Genomic DNA, 16,064 nt, shown 5'->3' with positions numbered 1-16,064 from the left:
GCATGCGATTCGACGGCGGTCAGGCCGGCTGGCGCGAGACGCCGCGGCCTGGCTGCACGCTCGACCAGCGTGACTGGCTGACGCGCGGCGGATCGCTGACCGCGCACCTCGCGCGGCTCGGCCGCGTGAACGTGCGCGTGACGCGCGAGGCCGTCGACTGCCCGTGGTTCGACGAGCCGGACGCGCTCGCCAGTGCGCCGCGCGCGCCGATGTGGGTGCGCGAGGTGATCCTGTCGGTCGACGGCACGCCGTTCGTCGCCGCGCACAGCATCGCGCCGCTCGCGGCCAGCAAGGGCGTGTGGCAGGCGATGCGGCGGTTGCGCACGCGGCCGCTGGCGGAGCTGCTGTACAGCGATCCGCAGGTCGAGCGTTCGGCGCTCGTCAGCCGGCGCGTGATCGCCGGCCATCCGTTGTATGCGCTGGCGACCCATGCGCTTGGCGGGGCGCGTGCGCCGCATTCGTTCGCCGCGCGGCGCTCGGTGTTCCAGCGTCACGGCAAGCCGCTGATGGTCACCGAGTGCATGCTGCCGGCGCTGTGGCGCCATCTCGATGCGCACGGCGACGGGCCGCGCTCGGGCGGGCCGGGCGGAGGCGCATGATGTTGCGGGGTTTTCCGCCGGTCGTCGCGGCGCATACGCATACGATGATCCTCGGCAGTTTTCCGGGCGAGGCGTCGCTCGACGCCTCGCAGTATTACGCGCATCCGCGCAACCAGTTCTGGCGGCTGCTCGGCACGGTGCTCGGCGAGCACGGGCTGCACGCGCTCGCGTACGACGAGCGGCTCGAGCGCGTGCTGTCGCACGGGATCGGTATCTGGGATGTATTGGCCGCGTGCCATCGCGAGGGCAGCCTCGACTCGGCGATCCGGCATGCGAAGCCGAACGATTTCGCGTCGTTGCGCGAGCATGCGCCGTTGCTCAAGCGCGTGTGTTTCAACGGCAAGACGGCGGGGCGGTTTGCTGAGGTGATCGGCGCGGCGGGGTACGACACGCTCGTACTGCCTTCGTCGAGCCCGGCGAATGCGATGCTGACGTTCGAGCAGAAGCTCGCGCAGTGGCACGGGATTCGCGGTTGATAGAAGGGCGCCGAACGTCTGCCGAACATGCAGGCGAGTATTTTGAGTCGTCAGAGTTTGCATGCCCGAATCCTCGTGAACATGGAGTGTTCGCGAACGGGGAACAGTGGGCCGAATTTGAGGAATATTGAGACTATTAGAATTGCGGGCAGCAGAGATGGTCCTAAGACTGCACCAAAGATCTGCCGCGCCCGGGAGAATCTGCTGAGTTTGCGTGAACCCCGTTCGGCGTATGAGGAAAAGAGCCAGATGCTGGATGCAATCCATATCACGAGGATTAGATTTTCCAAGGGAAGCTTTTGCCACGACGGCGGTAGCTTTAAAACGATTCCAGCGAAGGCCAACATGGCGTAAAGCACGGCGGTTGCTGTGCCAGCTAGGGCCATGTATATGGAGCTGAGTGACATAAAAACTGACATAAGGGACGGTTTTCTGAATCCCGAGCCAATTCCAAATTTCCCTCGCTCAAGTTCATTCAAGATTGATTTTCTGATTTTTTCTAATCTGGCCAAGTGGTTGTTTGACGAATCTTTGGGGTCTTCCAATGTCATTAGGCGCCAAATATAACTTGCTCCAGGAATCGACTCCTGTGGTGGCGAGTAAGGTGAGTCGCTCGCGGCTTGATATCCGGATAAATATAGAAGATTTGCTTCGCAGAATGTGAAATCGTCGAGATCGGTGCGGACCGACCGCAGTGCGTTGCGCCATGCTTGATTGTCCGGTCTCGACTCGCGAAGGGAAATAATTTGCATGCTTGCAGATCTGATGGCAATAGCGCGATCCTGATCCAATAACATATCCATTGCACGCATTGGTGTGCTCCATCCGTCGATATGATCTAACGGGGCCGCTTCTGCCGACGCATCTACACATACTGATGACGTATCCGAAGTCGCGAGCTCATGCACACCGAGATTGTCCAGAATTCCGCCATCACCAAGCAACAGACCGTTGAGCGTTACCGGCTCAAAGATCCCGGGAAGCGCACTGGAAGCTGCGATGGCGACAGGGATGTCCTTGCTTGACAACTCAATATAGTGTGCGTCACTTCTATTCTGCCGCTTGTCCTGTGCAGTCACCAGAAGCACGCGTCTGGTAGTGGTATAACTTGTGGCGGCGATTCGCCATTCGGGGGCACCCGTCGACGGTTGTTGCGGTGAGATGCTCGACAGATCTTTAAACCAGCGGCTCATCAAGCGGATGAGTGCCTTGGAGAACCCCCATTCGTGACGGACCAAGCCTTGGCATAATGCACGAAATGAGGAAAGAATGCGTCCTCGTGGATTTCTTTTTGATTGTGAATAGAGGGCCTGGCATGCGTGTATGGCACAGTCTGCGAGTTTTTTGTCGTCTTGCCACGTCGATGGACCTGCTTTCTGTACGGCCTGCAAAAAGAATGCCCCAGCGATTGAGCCACCGGAAACCGTGATCAATACTTTCAGGTCACGTAGGCGACCGGCTGCCGCGAGTGCATAAAGCGCTCCAAAGTGGAAGAATGCGGCGCGAAATCCGCCTCCTGAAAGGGAGAGGTTTTGAATGGGTTCATTATGTGTTGGATTATTCATAGTGGAATTTTTGGTCTGTAAATTTTTGTACTGGGGCGATGCCGTGAAGCATTTCAACAAAATAAGAGTGTGTTGACAAGGTGGGGTGGCAGTATGTTAAGTGGCGTGAGGCTTATGGGTATAGGGCACGAAACAGTGCAGTGATATTAGGTATCGGTGTCAACGCGAACTCATGGGTTTTGCGGTGACGATATAGCGGTATCTACGTCAAGATTGCTTTCACGCCTAATCGTCCTTGCCCCATCTCCATCGGGGCTTCTCGCCCTTGATCAAGCACACCGCAGTCAGCAGCGCGACCAACACGACGATGCAAGCGCCGTACGCGATCGGCGAACGGTGCGGCGGCACCAGCCACGCACTTGCGATGATCCCGATCGCGAACAGCAGCAGCACGCCCCAGCCTTGCCAGGCTACCGGCAACCCCCATCCCCAGCCGTAGCGTTTCGCCGGAAACCAGATTTTCTTGTCGCTCGAGGTCATGTGTCCTCCTTCGATCAACGATTGCTGCGTAGCGCCAGTGGGAGTTGAAGTCATGAGGGGCAGTCGGCACGGCTTCCGCTCTGCACCAATGCTATCCTCTCGTCCGCTAAAACCAGCTTCACCCAGCGAGATTCACACATGACCCGACTGATCAAGCGCGCGTCCGCCGAGGCGCGCGCGTCCAAGCGCAGCAAGCCGTCCGCCTACAACGGCTCCGAAAAGCTCCAGCCGCCGCGCGTGAAGCGCCGCCCGGACATCGACGAGCACGACGACGTACCCGTGCTCGAAGCCCCGCGCAAGCCGCGCTTCGCGCCCGTTACGTTCTCCGAAGAAGGCGGCGTGCGCTTCCTGCACTTCGGCACCGAATGGGTGCAGGGCGCGATGCGGATCTCGAAGCCGCTGCATATCGAGCTCGAATACGCGCAGCAGATGATGGCGTGGCTGCTGTTCCTCGAAACGCCCGAGCGGGTCGTCCAGCTCGGGCTCGGCACCGGTGCGCTGACCAAGTTCTCGCACCGCTTCCTGCCGCACGCGAAGGTCGAGGCCGTCGAGCTGAACCCGGCGGTGATCGTCGCCGCGCGCACGATGTTCGCGCTGCCGCCCGACGATGCACGTCTCGCCGTGCACGAAGCCGACGCCTGGGATTTCGTCAACGATCCGGCCAACCGCGGCACGACGGGCGCGATCCAGATCGACCTGTACGACGCGACCGCGCGCGGCCCCGTGCTCGACAGCGTCGCGTTCTACCGCGCGGTGCGCGGCTGCCTCGCCGACGCGGGCATCGCGACGATCAACCTGTTCGGCGATCATCCGAGCTTCGTGCGCAACATGAAGCACCTGAACGCGGCGTTCGATCACCGCGTGATCGCGCTGCCGGAAGTGCACGACGGCAACCGGATCGCGATCGCGTTCTCGGGCCCCGCGCTCGACGTGTCGTTCGCGCAGCTCGACGAACGGGCGAAGCTGATCGAGGACACGCTGAAGCTGCCCGCACGCAAGTGGGTGAAAGCTTTGAAAGAAACGACTGGCGCACGCGACACCGCGTTCGCGATCTGACGCTTCATGCACCGGCGGCATGCCGGTGCAACCACGCGTCAAGGGGCGGATCACCTCGGGTTCGCCCCTGCTTGACCGTGTGCTGGCGGCTCCTATACTGGCGCGAAGCCAGGGGAGCCGCAGCCTACCCGTTTTGCGCTCCTCTCGGCGCCGTACCCGCTCAACAAGATCGATAACCGGGAAAGATGAGGAGACGTCATGGCTCACGATGCCGACGCCAACCGGGCCGCCAAGCGCTGGCTCTGGCTGCTGGTACTGCCGCTGATTGCGATGGTCTGGGTACCGTCGTACAGCAAGATCGAACCGCAATGGTTGGGTTTTCCGTTTTTCTACTGGTACCAGCTGCTTTGGGTCTTCATTAGCGCGGTGATCACCGCGTTCGTGTACTTCAAGACCAAGAACGCGTGGAAGGCGAGCGGCCCGCAGGGAGGTGCACGATGAATCTCGGCGCAACCTTCGTCTTCGTGCTGCTGTTCATCGGCGTCACGATCATCGGTTTCCTGGCCGCGAACTGGCGGCGCGGCGATCTCGCCCATCTCGACGAATGGGGCCTCGGCGGCCGCCGCTTCGGCACGATCGTCACGTGGTTCCTGCTCGGCGGCGACCTCTACACGGCCTACACGTTCGTCGCGGTGCCCGCGCTCGTGTTCGGCGCCGGCGCGATGGGCTTCTTCGCGCTGCCTTATACGATCCTGATCTACCCGTTCGCGTTCGTCGTGTTCCCGAAGCTGTGGAGCATCGCGAAGCGGCACGGCTATGTGACGGCCGCCGACTTCGTCAATGCGCGCTACGGCAGCCGGATGCTCGCGCTGGCGATCGCGGTGACGGGCATCGTCGCGACGATGCCGTATATCGCGCTGCAGCTCGTCGGCATCGAGGTGGTGATCGGCGCGCTCGGCTTCGACACGACCGGCTTCGTGGGCGACCTGCCGCTGATCATCGCGTTCGCGATCCTCGCCGCATATACGTATACGTCGGGCCTGCGCGCGCCCGCGATGATCGCGATCGTCAAGGACGTGCTGATCTACATCACGATCGCCGCGGCGGTCATCGTGATCCCCGCGAAGCTCGGCGGCTTCGGACACATCTTCGCGAGCGTGCCGCCCGCGAAGCTGCTGCTGAAAGCGCCCGACGCGATGAGCCTGAACGGCTACAGCGCGTACGCGACGCTCGCGATCGGCTCGGCGCTTGCGCTGTTCCTGTATCCGCACTCGGTGACGGCGATCCTGTCGTCGTCGTCCGGCAACTCGATCCGCCGCAACATGGCGATGCTGCCCGCGTACTCGTTCGTGCTCGGCCTGCTCGCGCTGCTCGGCTACATGGCGCTCGCAGCGGGCGTGAAGGACATGCCGCAGTATGCGCCGTACTTCAAGGCGTTCGGCCCGAACTTCGCGGTGCCCGCGCTGTTCCTCGAGTATTTCCCGTCGTGGTTCGTCGGCGTCGCGTTCGCGGCGATCGGCATCGGCGCGCTGGTGCCGGCGGCCATCATGTCGATCGCGGCCGCGAACCTGTACACGCGCAACATTCACCGCGAGTTCGTGAACCGCAACATGTCGCACGACCAGGAAACGCACGTCGCGAAGCTCGTGTCGCTGATCGTGAAGGTCGGCGCGGTCGCGTTCATCCTCGGGCTGCCGCTGACCTACGCGATCCAGCTGCAGCTGCTTGGCGGGATCTGGATCATCCAGACGCTGCCGGCGATCGTGCTCGGTCTGTACACGCGCGTGCTCGACCACCGCGGCCTGCTGGCCGGCTGGGCCGCCGGCATCGTGTGCGGCACGTGGATGGCGATCTCGCTGAAGCTGGCCAGCTCGATCTTCACGATCCACCTGTTCGGTCTCGCGATTCCCGGCTACGCGGCCGTGTGGTCGCTGGTCGTGAACCTGGTGGTGGCGGTGGTGGTGAGCGTGCTGGTGCGCGTGATGGGCATGGCGCATGCGGAGGATCGCACGCGGCCGGAGGACTATCTCGACGTGGTGGAAGGCTGACGCTGCCTGCACGGCCACGCAATGAAAAAGCCCGTCACCGGCAAGGTGGCGGGCTTTGTCGTTCGTGTCATCCCTGCGCGCGTTTCGCGAGGTCCTCGCGTTGCGACAGGTCTTCGACGTTGACCATCCAGTGCACGCCGAAACGATCCTTCGCCATCCCGAAGCCGAGCGCCCAGAACGTCTTGCCGAACGGCATCGTCACTTCGCCGCCGTCGGCGAGCGCATTGAACAGCTTCTGGCCCTCTTCGACGGTTGCCGGGTTCAGCGACAGCGAATAGCCGGCGTGCGCCGCGCCGGCCGGCTGGCTGCAGTCGCCGTCCGAGCACATGATCATCGAGTCGCCGATCGTGAAGCTCGCGTGCATCACCTTGTCGGCCATCTCCGGCGCCATCGGATAGTCGGGATTCGGCGGCGCGTCCTTGAAGTGCATCTTGAACATCGTCTTCGCACCGAGTGCCTTTTCGTAGAACTGAAGGGCTTCGTCGGCGCGACCGTAGAACGTCAGGTACGGTTGGACTTGCATCGTTGTCTCCTGGAGTGGGGAGCCGGCCTGCGCATTCGCGCGGGTTCGGCGTCGTGCGAGACTGACTGGGAAAGGGGGCCTCGGGAGGCGGCCGACGCACCCGTGACGTGGATTGTAGTGCGCGTGCTTGACGATGGAATGAAAAATAAAAACGGCCGCGAACATGACGTTCGCGGCCGTATGCGGCGTGCGTGCTGACGGCTGTTGCCAGTGTTGCTGACAGCCGCTGACGCTTATTACGGCTCAGCGGCTCAGCGGCTCAGCGGCTCAGCGCAGCGAGTCGATCAGCTTCTCGAGCTTCACCGCGTCGGCGGCGAATACGCGGATGCCTTCGGCGAGCTTTTCGGTTGCCATCGCGTCGTCGTTCAGCTGGAAGCGGAACGCGGCCTCGTCGATCGCGACACGCGCGGCGGGCTTGTCCTGCAGCGCTTCCGGCGACAGCTTGCGCGCGACCGTCTCGTTGCTGTCCTGCAGCTTCTGCAGCAAATCGGGACTGATCGTCAGCAGGTCGCAGCCGGCGAGTTCGATGATCTGGCTGGTCGTGCGGAAGCTCGCGCCCATCACTTCGGTCGTGTAGCCGAACGTCTTGTAGTACGTGTAGATGCGGCGCACCGACTGCACGCCCGGATCGTTCGCGCCGCCATCCTGCTCTTCATTCCACGCTGCGCCGGCCTGCTTCTTGTACCAGTCGTAGATGCGGCCGACGAACGGCGAGATCAGCTGCGCACCGGCTTCCGCGCATGCGGCGGCTTGCACGAGCGAGAAAAGCAGGGTCATGTTGCACTTGATCCCTTCCTTCTGCAGCACTTCGGCCGCGCGGATGCCCTCCCACGTCGATGCGAGCTTGATCAGGATGCGCTCGCGGCCGATGCCGGCTGCTTCGTACAGCTTGATGAGCTCGCGGCCCTTGTCGATCGAGCGCTGCGTGTCGAACGACAGGCGTGCGTCGACCTCGGTCGACACGCGGCCCGGGATCAGCTTCAGGATCTCGGTGCCGAATGCGATCAGCAGGCGGTCGATGATGAAATCGGTGCTTTCGTTGCGATGATCGCGGACGGTTTTCTCGAGGATCGGCTTGTACGCATCCTTCTGGACGGCCTTCAGGATCAGCGACGGGTTCGTGGTCGCGTCCTGCGGCTGGTATTGCGCAAGCTGCTGGAAATCGCCCGTGTCGGCGACGACGGTCGTGTACTGCTTCAGCTGGTCGAGTGCGGTAGTCATGGCGATTCGGAAGAAGGGCGCAAGGCGCCGGGTTCTCACGGGCCGCGCGAACGCGGCGGCGAAGCGAGGCGGCGCCGGGCACCGCCTCCGATCCGCTATTCTAGGCCCGATTCGTGTCGGGCACGTTCTGGCGTGTCCGAGGGCCGCAGCGGCGGCGGGGGCCGCGCCGCGTCACGCGGGGCGGCGCGCGTTCAGGATCACCTGCGTGACGATCCCCGCGACGAGCCCCCAGAATGCCGAGCCGATCGACAGCAGCGTAAGGCCCGACGCGGTGACCATGAACGTGACGAGCGCGGCCTCGCGCTGCTTCACGTCCTGCATCGCGTTCGCGAGGCCGCTCATGATCGAGCCGAACAGCGCGAGCGCGGCGACCGACACGACGAGCGCTTTCGGCAGCGCCGCGAACAGCGCGGCGATCGTCGCGCCGAAGATCCCCGCGACCAGGTAGAACGTGCCGCACCACACGGCGGCCGTGTAGCGCTTCGCGCGATCCTCGTGTGCTTCCGGGCCCGTGCAGATCGCGGCCGTGATCGCCGCGAGGTTGACGCCGTGCGAGCCGAACGGCGCGAGCAGCAGCGACGCGAGGCCGGTGGTCGCGATCAGCGGCGACGACGGGGTCTGATAGCCGTCCGCGCGCAGCACCGCGATGCCCGGCACGTTCTGCGACGCCATCGCGACGACGAACAGCGGGATGCCGATGCTGACGATCGACGCGATCGAGAACGCGGGCATCGTGAATACGGGCTTCGCGAACGCGATGTGAAAGCCGCTGAAGTCGAGCAGGCCGAGACCGCCGGCGACCGCCGTGCCGACGATCAGCGTCGTCACGATCGCATAGCGCGGCGCGAGCCGCTTGACGATCAGGTACGTGAAGAACATCGCGAGCACCAGCGCCGTCTGGAACTGCGCGGCGCGGAAGATCTCGATGCCGATCTCGAACAGGATGCCCGCGAGCAACGCGGCTGCGATGCCGGCCGGAATCTTGCGCATCAGCGTGTCGAACAGGCCGCTCACGCCGACGGCCGTCAGCAGCACCGCGCAGACGACGAACGCACCGATCGCCTCGGGGTAGGGCACGCCGGGCAGCGATGCGATCAGCAGCGCGGCGCCGGGCGTCGACCACGCGACGACGACGGGCGCGCGAAAGCGCAGCGACAGGCCGATCGTCGTCAACGCCATGCCGATCGACAGCGCCCAGATCCACGACGAGATCTGCGCGTCGGTGAGGTGGGCGGCGCGGCCGGCCTGGAACATCAGCACGAGCGAGCTCGTATAGCCGGTCATCATCGCGACGAAGCCGGCGACGAGCGCGGACACGGACGTATCGGCAAAGAAGCGGCGGCCGCCGGCGCGGCTGGCGCTCGCGGTGGGCGAGGGGTTCATGCTATCTCCGGGGGGAGGCCGCTCGGACGCGGCCTTCGTGTCTTGGTGGGTGTCGTTACTTGCTGAGTGCGCGCATCGCGGTTTCGAGGCCCGCGAGCGTGAGCGGATACATGCGATGGCCGAGCACGTCGCGAATGATCGAGACGGACTGGCGATACTCCCATAGCCGCTCGGGCTCGGGGTTCAGCCATGCATGATGGGGGAACTGGTCGGCGAGGCGGCGCAGCCATACGGCGCCGGCTTCCGGGTTGTTGTATTCGACCGAGCCGCCGGGCTGCAGCACTTCGTACGGGCTCATCGTTGCATCGCCGACGAAGATCAGCTTGTAGTCGGGCGTGAACTTGTGCAGCACGTCCCACGTCGCGGTGCGTTCCGAGTGGCGGCGGCGGTTGTTCTTCCACAGGTGGTCGTACACGCAGTTGTGGAAGTAGAAGAACTCCAGGTGCTTGAATTCGGCCTTCGCGGCGGAGAACAGCTCTTCGGTGCGCTTGATGTGATCGTCCATCGAGCCGCCGACATCGAGCAGCATCAGCACCTTCACGTTGTTGTGGCGCTCGGGCACCATCCGCAGGTCGAGCCAGCCCGCGTTCGCTGCGGTGCTGCGGATCGTGCCGGGCAGGTCGAGCTCCTCGGCGGCGCCTTCGCGCGCGAAGCGGCGCAGCCGCCGCAGCGCGACCTTGATGTTGCGCGTGCCGATCTCGACGGAATCGTCGTAGTCGCGATACGCGCGTGCTTCCCACACCTTCACCGCGGTGCGGTTGCCGTTCGACGGGCCGCCGATGCGCACGCCTTCCGGGTTGTAGCCGCCGTGCCCGAACGGCGACGTGCCGCCGGTGCCGATCCACTTGTTGCCGCCTTCGTGGCGCTCCTTCTGCTCGTCGAGCAGTGCCTTCAGGCGCTCCATCAGCTTGTCGAGGCCGCCCATCGCCTCGATCTGCGCCTTTTCCTCGGGCGACAGCTCGCGCTCGAGGCGCTTCTCGAGCCAGTCGAGCGGAATGTCGAACGCTTCGGACGGCAACGCGGACACGCCGTGGAAATACGCGCCGAACGCCTGGTCGAACTTGTCGAAGTACTGCTCGTCCTTGACGAGCGTCATCCGCGCGAGGAAGTAGAACGCATCGATCGACGGCGAGATCAGCCCGGCCTTCAGCGATTCGAGCAGCGTCAGGTATTCCTTCACCGAGACGGGCAGCTTGGCTGCGCGCAGCGCGTAGAAGAAATTGAGCAGCATGGCCGGGCCTTCGCGGGTGAGAGAGGATTACCGGTTGTGCCGGTTCATGTAGACGAGCCGTTCGAGCAGGCTCAGATCCTGCTCGTTCTTCAGCAGCGCGCCCGCGAGCGGCGGGACGATCTGCTTCGCATCCACGCCGCGCAGCTGGTCGGCCGGGATGTTCTCGGCGAGCAGCAGCTTCAGCCAGTCGAGCAGCTCGGACGTCGACGGCTTCTTCTTCAGGCCCGACACGCCGCGCAATTCGAAGAAGCTCTCGAGCGCCGCGCGCAGCAGCTCCTCGCGGATGTCCGGGAAATGGACCGCGACGATCTTCTGCATCGTTGCCGGGTCGGGAAACTGGATGTAGTGGAAGAAGCAGCGGCGCAGGAACGCGTCGGGCAGCTCCTTCTCGTTGTTCGACGTGATGATGACGAGCGGGCGGTGCTTCGCGCGGACAGTTTCCCGTGTTTCGTACACATGGAACTCCATCCGGTCGAGCTCGCGCAGCAGGTCGTTCGGGAATTCGATGTCGGCCTTGTCGATCTCGTCGATCAGCAGCACGCTCGGGTGCTCGGCGTCGAACGCCTGCCACAGCACGCCCTTGACGATGTAGTTCGAGATGTCCTTCACGCGCTCGTCGCCGAGCTGCGAATCGCGCAGCCGCGACACGGCATCGTATTCATACAGGCCCTGCTGCGCCTTCGTGGTCGACTTGATGTGCCACTGCAGCAGCGGCATGTCGAGCGCGGCGGCCACTTCCTCGGCGAGCATGGTCTTGCCGGTGCCGGGCTCGCCCTTGATCAGCAGCGGGCGTTGCAGCGTCAGCGCGGCATTGACCGCGAGCTTCAGATCGTCGGTGGCGACGTAGTGCGAGGACCCTTCGAAACGCATGGCGGCGCTCTTCTCAATCGGGGAAAAAAACCCAGTATAAGTCAGAAGGGCTGTCCGGTTGGGCCACGCCCGCGTATCGTTGCGGGGCTGTGGCGGGGAGAACCGGGGTGCCTTGTGGACGCGTTCCCCGCCGACGCGGTACAATCTGGCCGTTTTTTTTGGCCTGCGTGGCGACCTGATAAGCATAACGGCGCGGGCCGTTGCCGCTTCGGCGCCAGTTTCCCCTCAAGCTAGGTTACAAGAGCTATGAACAAATTCGTCGGCAAACACGTCGTTGTCGCAGCGCTCGTGGCGCTCGCGGGCAGCGCGCAGGCGGCCGGTGTGGTCGGCAACCCGAAGGACGGGGCGAGCAAGGCCGCCATGTGCATCGGTTGCCACGGCATCCAGGACTACCGCGCGGCGTACCCGGAGGTCTACCGGGTGCCTGTCCTCGGCGGCCAGAACCAGCAATATCTCGAGAACGCGCTGAAGGCCTATCGCAAGAAGGATCGTCACTTCCCGTCGATGAATGCGATCGCCGGTTCGCTGACGGACCAGGACATCGCGGATCTGGCGGCGTACTACGCCGTCCAGAAGGCCGACACGAAGGACAATCCCTACAAGTAAAGCGCGCGCCGCCGATCTGACCGGCGGGACAGGAGCATTCATGAACAACGCATTCAAGACGGCGGCGGTTGCACTGGCGGCCGGCCTCGCGATCGGTACCGCGCACGCGGCGGACACCACGAAGGGCAAGGAACTGGTCGAATCGCACAACTGCGCCGCCTGCCACGGCGCGCAGATGAACAAGCCGATCAACGCCGAATATCCGCGCCTCGCCGGCCAGCACGCCGACTACCTCGTGTGGGCGATGCGCCAGTACCAGATGGGCCTGACGAATCCGCTGCTCGGTCGCAACAACGCGATCATGCAGGCGCAGGTGCAGAGCCTGTCGGTCAGCGACATGAAGGACATCGCGGCCTACATCGAGTCGCTGAAAGAAACCGATCTCGTGTTCAAGAAGTAAGCGCGACGGGCCCGACGGGCTCGCGCAGCAAAAATACCCCGCCGAGGCGGGGTATTTTTTTGTCCGCACGCCGGCGCCCAAGGGCCGGCGCCGCGGCGCTCAATCGCGCGATGCGCGACGCAGGATGCGCTGCAGGTACGCGTCGGTATCGGGCGGCGTGTTCGTGCGCTGGGCTTCCCAGATCGTCTCGCCGAGGCATTCCATGATCACGTGCTGCGCGTCGTGGGTCGAGTCGAGCTTGGCCGCGAGCTTGTCGTGCGCGGCGCGGATGCCGGGCGGCTGGTCGATCGACAACTGCTCGCTGATCGCGAGATGCATCGACAGGTGCAGGAACGGGTTCGTGCGGCCTTCCTCGGGCGTGTACTCGCGCGCGGTCGCGCCATCGGCGTCGGCGAGTTCGTCGTGGTATTCGGGATGCTCGACGATCCAGTCGGCTGCGATCGCTTCCAGCGGCGTCAGGATCTCGCCGGCGCGCTGCTTGCGCCAGGTCTCGGTGAAAAAGCGACGCACTTCGTCGCGGCTTGGATTGAACATGGTGGGGAAACGTCGTGATTCGGACGGCGTAATGCCGCGTCGCGCATTGTACGCCGGGTCGGCGGACGGCGCTGGCGGCGGGCGGGAGCGGGTTGCGCGGCGGCCCGCCGGGCGAGCAGGCGCGCGCCGGCCGGTTGCGGGCGCCCTGAGCCGGCGCCCGGGAACGGGTAAGCGCGGGCTAGGCTCGCCGCCGCCGCGCCGTTACACTCCGACGATTTCCGGCGCCACGCCGATCGTCCCCGTTCCATCATGACCGCCACCACCCACACGTCGTCCGCCGCCCTGCAGGGCACGCTCTATGTCGCGCTGTCCGCCGCCGCGTTCGGCGCGATGGCGATCTTCGGCCGCTACGCGTATGCGGCCGGCGTCGACGTGCTCGGGCTGCTGATCGTACGCTTCGCGATCGGCGGCGCGGTGCTCGCCGCGATTGCACGGCATCGCCGTGTCGCGTGGCCGCGCGGGCGCGCGCTCGCGCCGCTCGTGGCGATGGGCGCGCTCGGCTACGTCGGGCAGTCGTTCTGCTATTTCAGCGCGCTGCAGCACGCGCAGGCGAGCCTCGTCGCGCTGCTGCTGTACCTGTATCCGGCCTTCGTCACGCTGCTGGCCGCGTGGTGGCTCGGCGAGCGCCTCACGCGCGCGAAGGCCGTCGCGCTCGTGCTGTGCGTCGCGGGTTCGGCGCTGATGGTCGGCGGCGGGCATGGCGAGCCGCTCGGGATCGCGCTCGCGCTGGCCGCCGCGGTGATCTATTCGCTGTACATCGTCGGCGGCACGAAGGCGACGCGCGGCGTCGATCCGCTCGCGACCACCGCGATCATCTGCCTGTCGGCAACCGCGACGCTCGTGGCGATCGCCGTCGTGCGGACCGCCGCGTTCGGCGCTCCGCCGCGCTGGCCCGCGACGGCCGGCGGCTGGGCGTCGATGCTCGCGATCGCGCTGGTGTCGACGGTGGCGGCGATGCTCGCGTTCTTTGCCGGGCTCGAACGGCTCGGGGCCGCGCGCACGTCGATGCTGTCGACGCTCGAACCGGTCGTGACGGTCGCGCTTGCGGCGCTGCTGTTCGGCGAAGCGCTGTCGCCGCTGCAGTGGGCGGGCGGCGTCGCGATTCTGGCTGCCGTGCTGGCGCTGGTGCGCGCGGGCGGCGCGGCGGCAGACGACGCGACGGCGACGTCCAACGCGTAGTCGGGAAGGGGAAAGCGGGGCGATGGCGCGGGTGGCGACGCGCTATCGTGGTTGCGGCTGCGGTTAGACGGCCGACCAACGGCGGGCGCGGCGTGCATCGTGCGCCCGGCCGCCTGGCGCCGGGTGGCCTGCGGCCTGTCAGCCGCGGTGGCGCGTCACTCGTTCGGTGGTGGCGTCTTCGGCCGGAATTCGCACAGCGGCTCGATCGCGCAGTGCCAGCATTCGGGCCTGCGGGCCTTGCACACGTAGCGCCCGTGCAGGATCAGCCAGTGATGCGCGTCCTGCAGGAATTCCTTCGGCGTGAACTTCTCGAGCGCGGCCTCGACGGCGCGCACGTCCTTGCCCGGCGCGAGCCCGGTGCGGTTCGCGACGCGGAAGATATGCGTGTCGACCGCGATCGTCGGCTGGCCGAACGCGGTGTTCAGCACGACGTTCGCGGTCTTGCGGCCCACACCCGGCAGCCCTTCGAGCGCTTCGCGATCGGCCGGCACCTCGCCGTCGTAGCGGTCCAGCAGGATCCGGCACGTCGCGACCACGTTCTTCGCCTTGGTCCGGTACAGGCCGATCGTCTTGATGTACTCGGTGACGCCTTCTTCGCCGAGTGCGACGATTTGCCGCGGGGTGTTCGCGACCGGAAACATCTTCCGCATTGCCTTGTTGACCGACACGTCGGTCGCCTGCGCGGACAGCATCACGGCGATCAGCAACTCGAACGGCGTCGAGTATTCGAGCTCGGTGGTCGGATGCGGATTGAGGCTCTGCAGCGTTTCGTAGATCGCGCGTCGTTTGCTGGCGTTCATGGAGCGTTCTGGTCGGGCGGTGCGGACGGGCCACCCGGGCCGTCGTTGCCTGCGTCGTTCTCTTCGTCGTTGCCGCTCGCGGCGGCCGCCTCGGCGTCGCGTTGGGCCTGCTGTTCGGCGAGCCGCTTGCGGCGCGCCTCGGCCGCGTCGATCTGCGCCTGGACGGCCGCGCTCACGCTTTCGGTGTTCTTCGGCCCGGTGCCTTGCCCGGACAGCTCTTCCTTCTTCTTGCGCGCCCGCTCGAGCGCGGCGGCGATGATCGCGCGCTTCTTCGCTTCGGCGTCGTCCGCAGGTGCGGCGGCCGGTGCGGAGGATGGCGTTTCCGCTTGTGCCGCAGCCGGTTTCGCGGCACTGGCCGCGCGGCGTGCGGCTGCGCGCGCTTCGGCGGCCTCGCGTTCGCGGCGCTGGCGCGCGAGCCGCAGGTCATGGTGCTCGCGTGCGGCATCGGCCTGCTCCTGCGACCACGCGTCCCAGCCGGTGCGTTCGCCGGTCACCGGCAGCATCGCGATACAGTCGACCGGGCAGGGCGGCACGCACAGGTCGCAACCGGTGCACTGCGACTCGATGATCGTGTGCATCTGCTTCGGCGCGCCGACGATCGCGTCGACCGGGCACGCCTGCATGCACAGCGTGCAGCCGATGCACAGGTTTTCGTCGATGAAGGCGACCGCGCGCGGATGCTCGCTGCCGTTGACGGGGTTCAGCGGAATCACCGGTTTGCCGAGCAGGCTCGACAGGCGCACGATGCCTTCGGCGCCGCCGGGCGGGCACTGGTTGTAGTTCGCGTCGCCGGCGGCGATCGCCTCGGCGTACGGACGGCAGCCGTTATAGCCGCACTTCGTGCATTGCGTCTGGGGAAGCAGATCTTCGATGCGATCTGCGAGTGTTTTGGAATCGGTCACGGTGACAACGGGCGCAGCGGCGCCGAATGGCTCTCGGCCGCGTCGGGCGCGGCCGGAAAGGTTTGCCAAAGCTCGATTATCGCCGATTTCCCGCATTGCGCTGGACGCCGTCTGTGCGCATAATCGAACCGCTTTTTTGCAGGGGCTCAGCAGGAGGGCGGCCGCCCGCGGCGCGCCCGTTCCAGGGCGGCCGGCGCCAAGGCGGTGGGGGTGCCGGTCCGGATCAAGCGGCTCACATAGCAAAACGCCAC

Annotated in this window: 18 protein-coding genes; 8 read left to right on the top strand and 10 right to left on the bottom strand. The window is 65.4% G+C overall.

Annotated features, from left to right (window positions below):
• Positions 1–2 precede the first annotated feature (2 nt).
• The gene (locus tag CFB82_RS13395; RefSeq protein WP_089484450.1) at positions 3–599 is read left to right on the top strand and encodes a chorismate--pyruvate lyase family protein; all 597 of its coding nucleotides are present in this window, start codon (positions 3–5) and stop codon (positions 597–599) included.
• On the top strand, positions 599–1,075 hold the full coding sequence (locus CFB82_RS13390) for a DNA-deoxyinosine glycosylase (RefSeq protein ID WP_089484379.1): 477 nt from the start codon (positions 599–601) through the stop codon (positions 1,073–1,075). The genes CFB82_RS13395 and CFB82_RS13390 overlap by 1 nt, the downstream gene beginning before the upstream one ends.
• 50 nt (positions 1,076–1,125) lie before the next feature.
• Here the strand turns inward: CFB82_RS13390 and CFB82_RS13385 are convergent, their stop codons facing one another.
• Both CFB82_RS13385 and CFB82_RS13380 read right to left on the bottom strand, forming a co-directional pair.
• Positions 1,126–2,640 (bottom strand): patatin-like phospholipase family protein, encoded by a 1,515-nt coding sequence (locus CFB82_RS13385; RefSeq protein ID WP_089484378.1) that lies wholly within the window; start codon positions 2,638–2,640, stop codon positions 1,126–1,128.
• Positions 2,641–2,865: 225 nt separating this feature from the next.
• Positions 2,866–3,120 carry a hypothetical protein gene (locus CFB82_RS13380; protein ID WP_089484377.1) on the bottom strand — a complete coding sequence of 85 codons (255 nt, stop codon included), beginning with the start codon at positions 3,118–3,120 and terminating at the stop codon, positions 2,866–2,868.
• Between the two features lie 138 nt (positions 3,121–3,258).
• Here CFB82_RS13380 and CFB82_RS13375 point away from each other — a divergent pair, with 138 nt between their 5' ends.
• From CFB82_RS13375 to mctP, 3 genes are all read left to right on the top strand, one after another.
• On the top strand, positions 3,259–4,176 hold the full coding sequence (locus tag CFB82_RS13375) for a spermidine synthase (protein WP_089446161.1): 918 nt from the start codon (positions 3,259–3,261) through the stop codon (positions 4,174–4,176).
• A gap of 198 nt (positions 4,177–4,374) precedes the next feature.
• Entirely contained in the window at positions 4,375–4,617 is a 243-nt protein-coding gene (locus CFB82_RS13370) for a DUF3311 domain-containing protein (protein WP_011352801.1), read from the top strand.
• Entirely contained in the window at positions 4,614–6,164 is a 1,551-nt protein-coding gene (gene mctP / locus CFB82_RS13365) for a monocarboxylate uptake permease MctP (protein WP_089484376.1), read from the top strand. Before CFB82_RS13370 ends, mctP begins: the two co-directional genes overlap by 4 nt.
• Positions 6,165–6,231: 67 nt before the next feature.
• Here mctP and CFB82_RS13360 read toward each other — a convergent pair whose 3' ends face one another.
• The 5 genes from CFB82_RS13360 to CFB82_RS13340 form a co-directional block, all read right to left on the bottom strand.
• Positions 6,232–6,687 (bottom strand): VOC family protein, encoded by a 456-nt coding sequence (locus CFB82_RS13360; protein WP_089484375.1) that lies wholly within the window; start codon positions 6,685–6,687, stop codon positions 6,232–6,234.
• Between the two features lie 267 nt (positions 6,688–6,954).
• Complete coding sequence (tal, locus tag CFB82_RS13355) at positions 6,955–7,908, bottom strand: transaldolase (RefSeq protein ID WP_089484374.1); 954 nt, start codon at positions 7,906–7,908, stop codon at positions 6,955–6,957.
• Positions 7,909–8,079: 171 nt separating this feature from the next.
• Positions 8,080–9,291, bottom strand: a complete 1,212-nt coding sequence (locus CFB82_RS13350; RefSeq protein WP_089484373.1) for a benzoate/H(+) symporter BenE family transporter — start codon at positions 9,289–9,291, stop codon at positions 8,080–8,082.
• A gap of 55 nt (positions 9,292–9,346) precedes the next feature.
• On the bottom strand, positions 9,347–10,522 hold the full coding sequence (locus CFB82_RS13345; protein ID WP_089484372.1) for a vWA domain-containing protein: 1,176 nt from the start codon (positions 10,520–10,522) through the stop codon (positions 9,347–9,349).
• A 27-nt stretch (positions 10,523–10,549) separates the two neighbouring features.
• Positions 10,550–11,392, bottom strand: coding sequence for an AAA family ATPase (locus tag CFB82_RS13340; RefSeq protein WP_011352794.1), 843 nt, complete (start codon positions 11,390–11,392; stop codon positions 10,550–10,552).
• A 246-nt stretch (positions 11,393–11,638) separates the two neighbouring features.
• Between CFB82_RS13340 and CFB82_RS13335 the strand changes: the two genes are divergently transcribed.
• Together CFB82_RS13335 and CFB82_RS13330 are read left to right on the top strand one after the other, a co-directional pair.
• Positions 11,639–11,998: a c-type cytochrome gene (locus CFB82_RS13335; protein ID WP_011352793.1), complete on the top strand. Its 360-nt coding sequence runs from the start codon at positions 11,639–11,641 to the stop codon at positions 11,996–11,998.
• Positions 11,999–12,038: 40 nt separating this feature from the next.
• Positions 12,039–12,398 carry a c-type cytochrome gene (locus tag CFB82_RS13330; protein WP_011352792.1) on the top strand — a complete coding sequence of 120 codons (360 nt, stop codon included), beginning with the start codon at positions 12,039–12,041 and terminating at the stop codon, positions 12,396–12,398.
• A gap of 99 nt (positions 12,399–12,497) precedes the next feature.
• On the opposite strand, the gene CFB82_RS13325 is transcribed toward CFB82_RS13330, so the two are convergent.
• Positions 12,498–12,965 carry a DUF1841 family protein gene (locus CFB82_RS13325; RefSeq protein WP_373558799.1) on the bottom strand — a complete coding sequence of 156 codons (468 nt, stop codon included), beginning with the start codon at positions 12,963–12,965 and terminating at the stop codon, positions 12,498–12,500.
• Positions 12,966–13,181: 216 nt separating this feature from the next.
• Here CFB82_RS13325 and CFB82_RS13320 point away from each other — a divergent pair, with 216 nt between their 5' ends.
• Entirely contained in the window at positions 13,182–14,111 is a 930-nt protein-coding gene (locus CFB82_RS13320; RefSeq protein ID WP_089484371.1) for a DMT family transporter, read from the top strand.
• Positions 14,112–14,266: 155 nt separating this feature from the next.
• Here CFB82_RS13320 and nth read toward each other — a convergent pair whose 3' ends face one another.
• Complete coding sequence (nth, locus tag CFB82_RS13315; RefSeq protein ID WP_069248532.1) at positions 14,267–14,911, bottom strand: endonuclease III; 645 nt, start codon at positions 14,909–14,911, stop codon at positions 14,267–14,269.
• Positions 14,908–15,909 (bottom strand): electron transport complex subunit RsxB, encoded by a 1,002-nt coding sequence (gene rsxB, locus CFB82_RS13310; protein ID WP_089484370.1) that lies wholly within the window; start codon positions 15,907–15,909, stop codon positions 14,908–14,910. The genes nth and rsxB overlap by 4 nt, the downstream gene beginning before the upstream one ends.
• Positions 15,910–16,064: the final 155 nt, after the last annotated feature.

Source organism: Burkholderia sp. HI2714 (assembly GCF_002223085.1).
Lineage (GTDB): Bacteria > Pseudomonadota > Gammaproteobacteria > Burkholderiales > Burkholderiaceae > Burkholderia > Burkholderia lata_D.
Note: the sequence above shows the minus strand (reverse complement) of the source record. Positions and strands in the feature narration are given on the sequence as shown.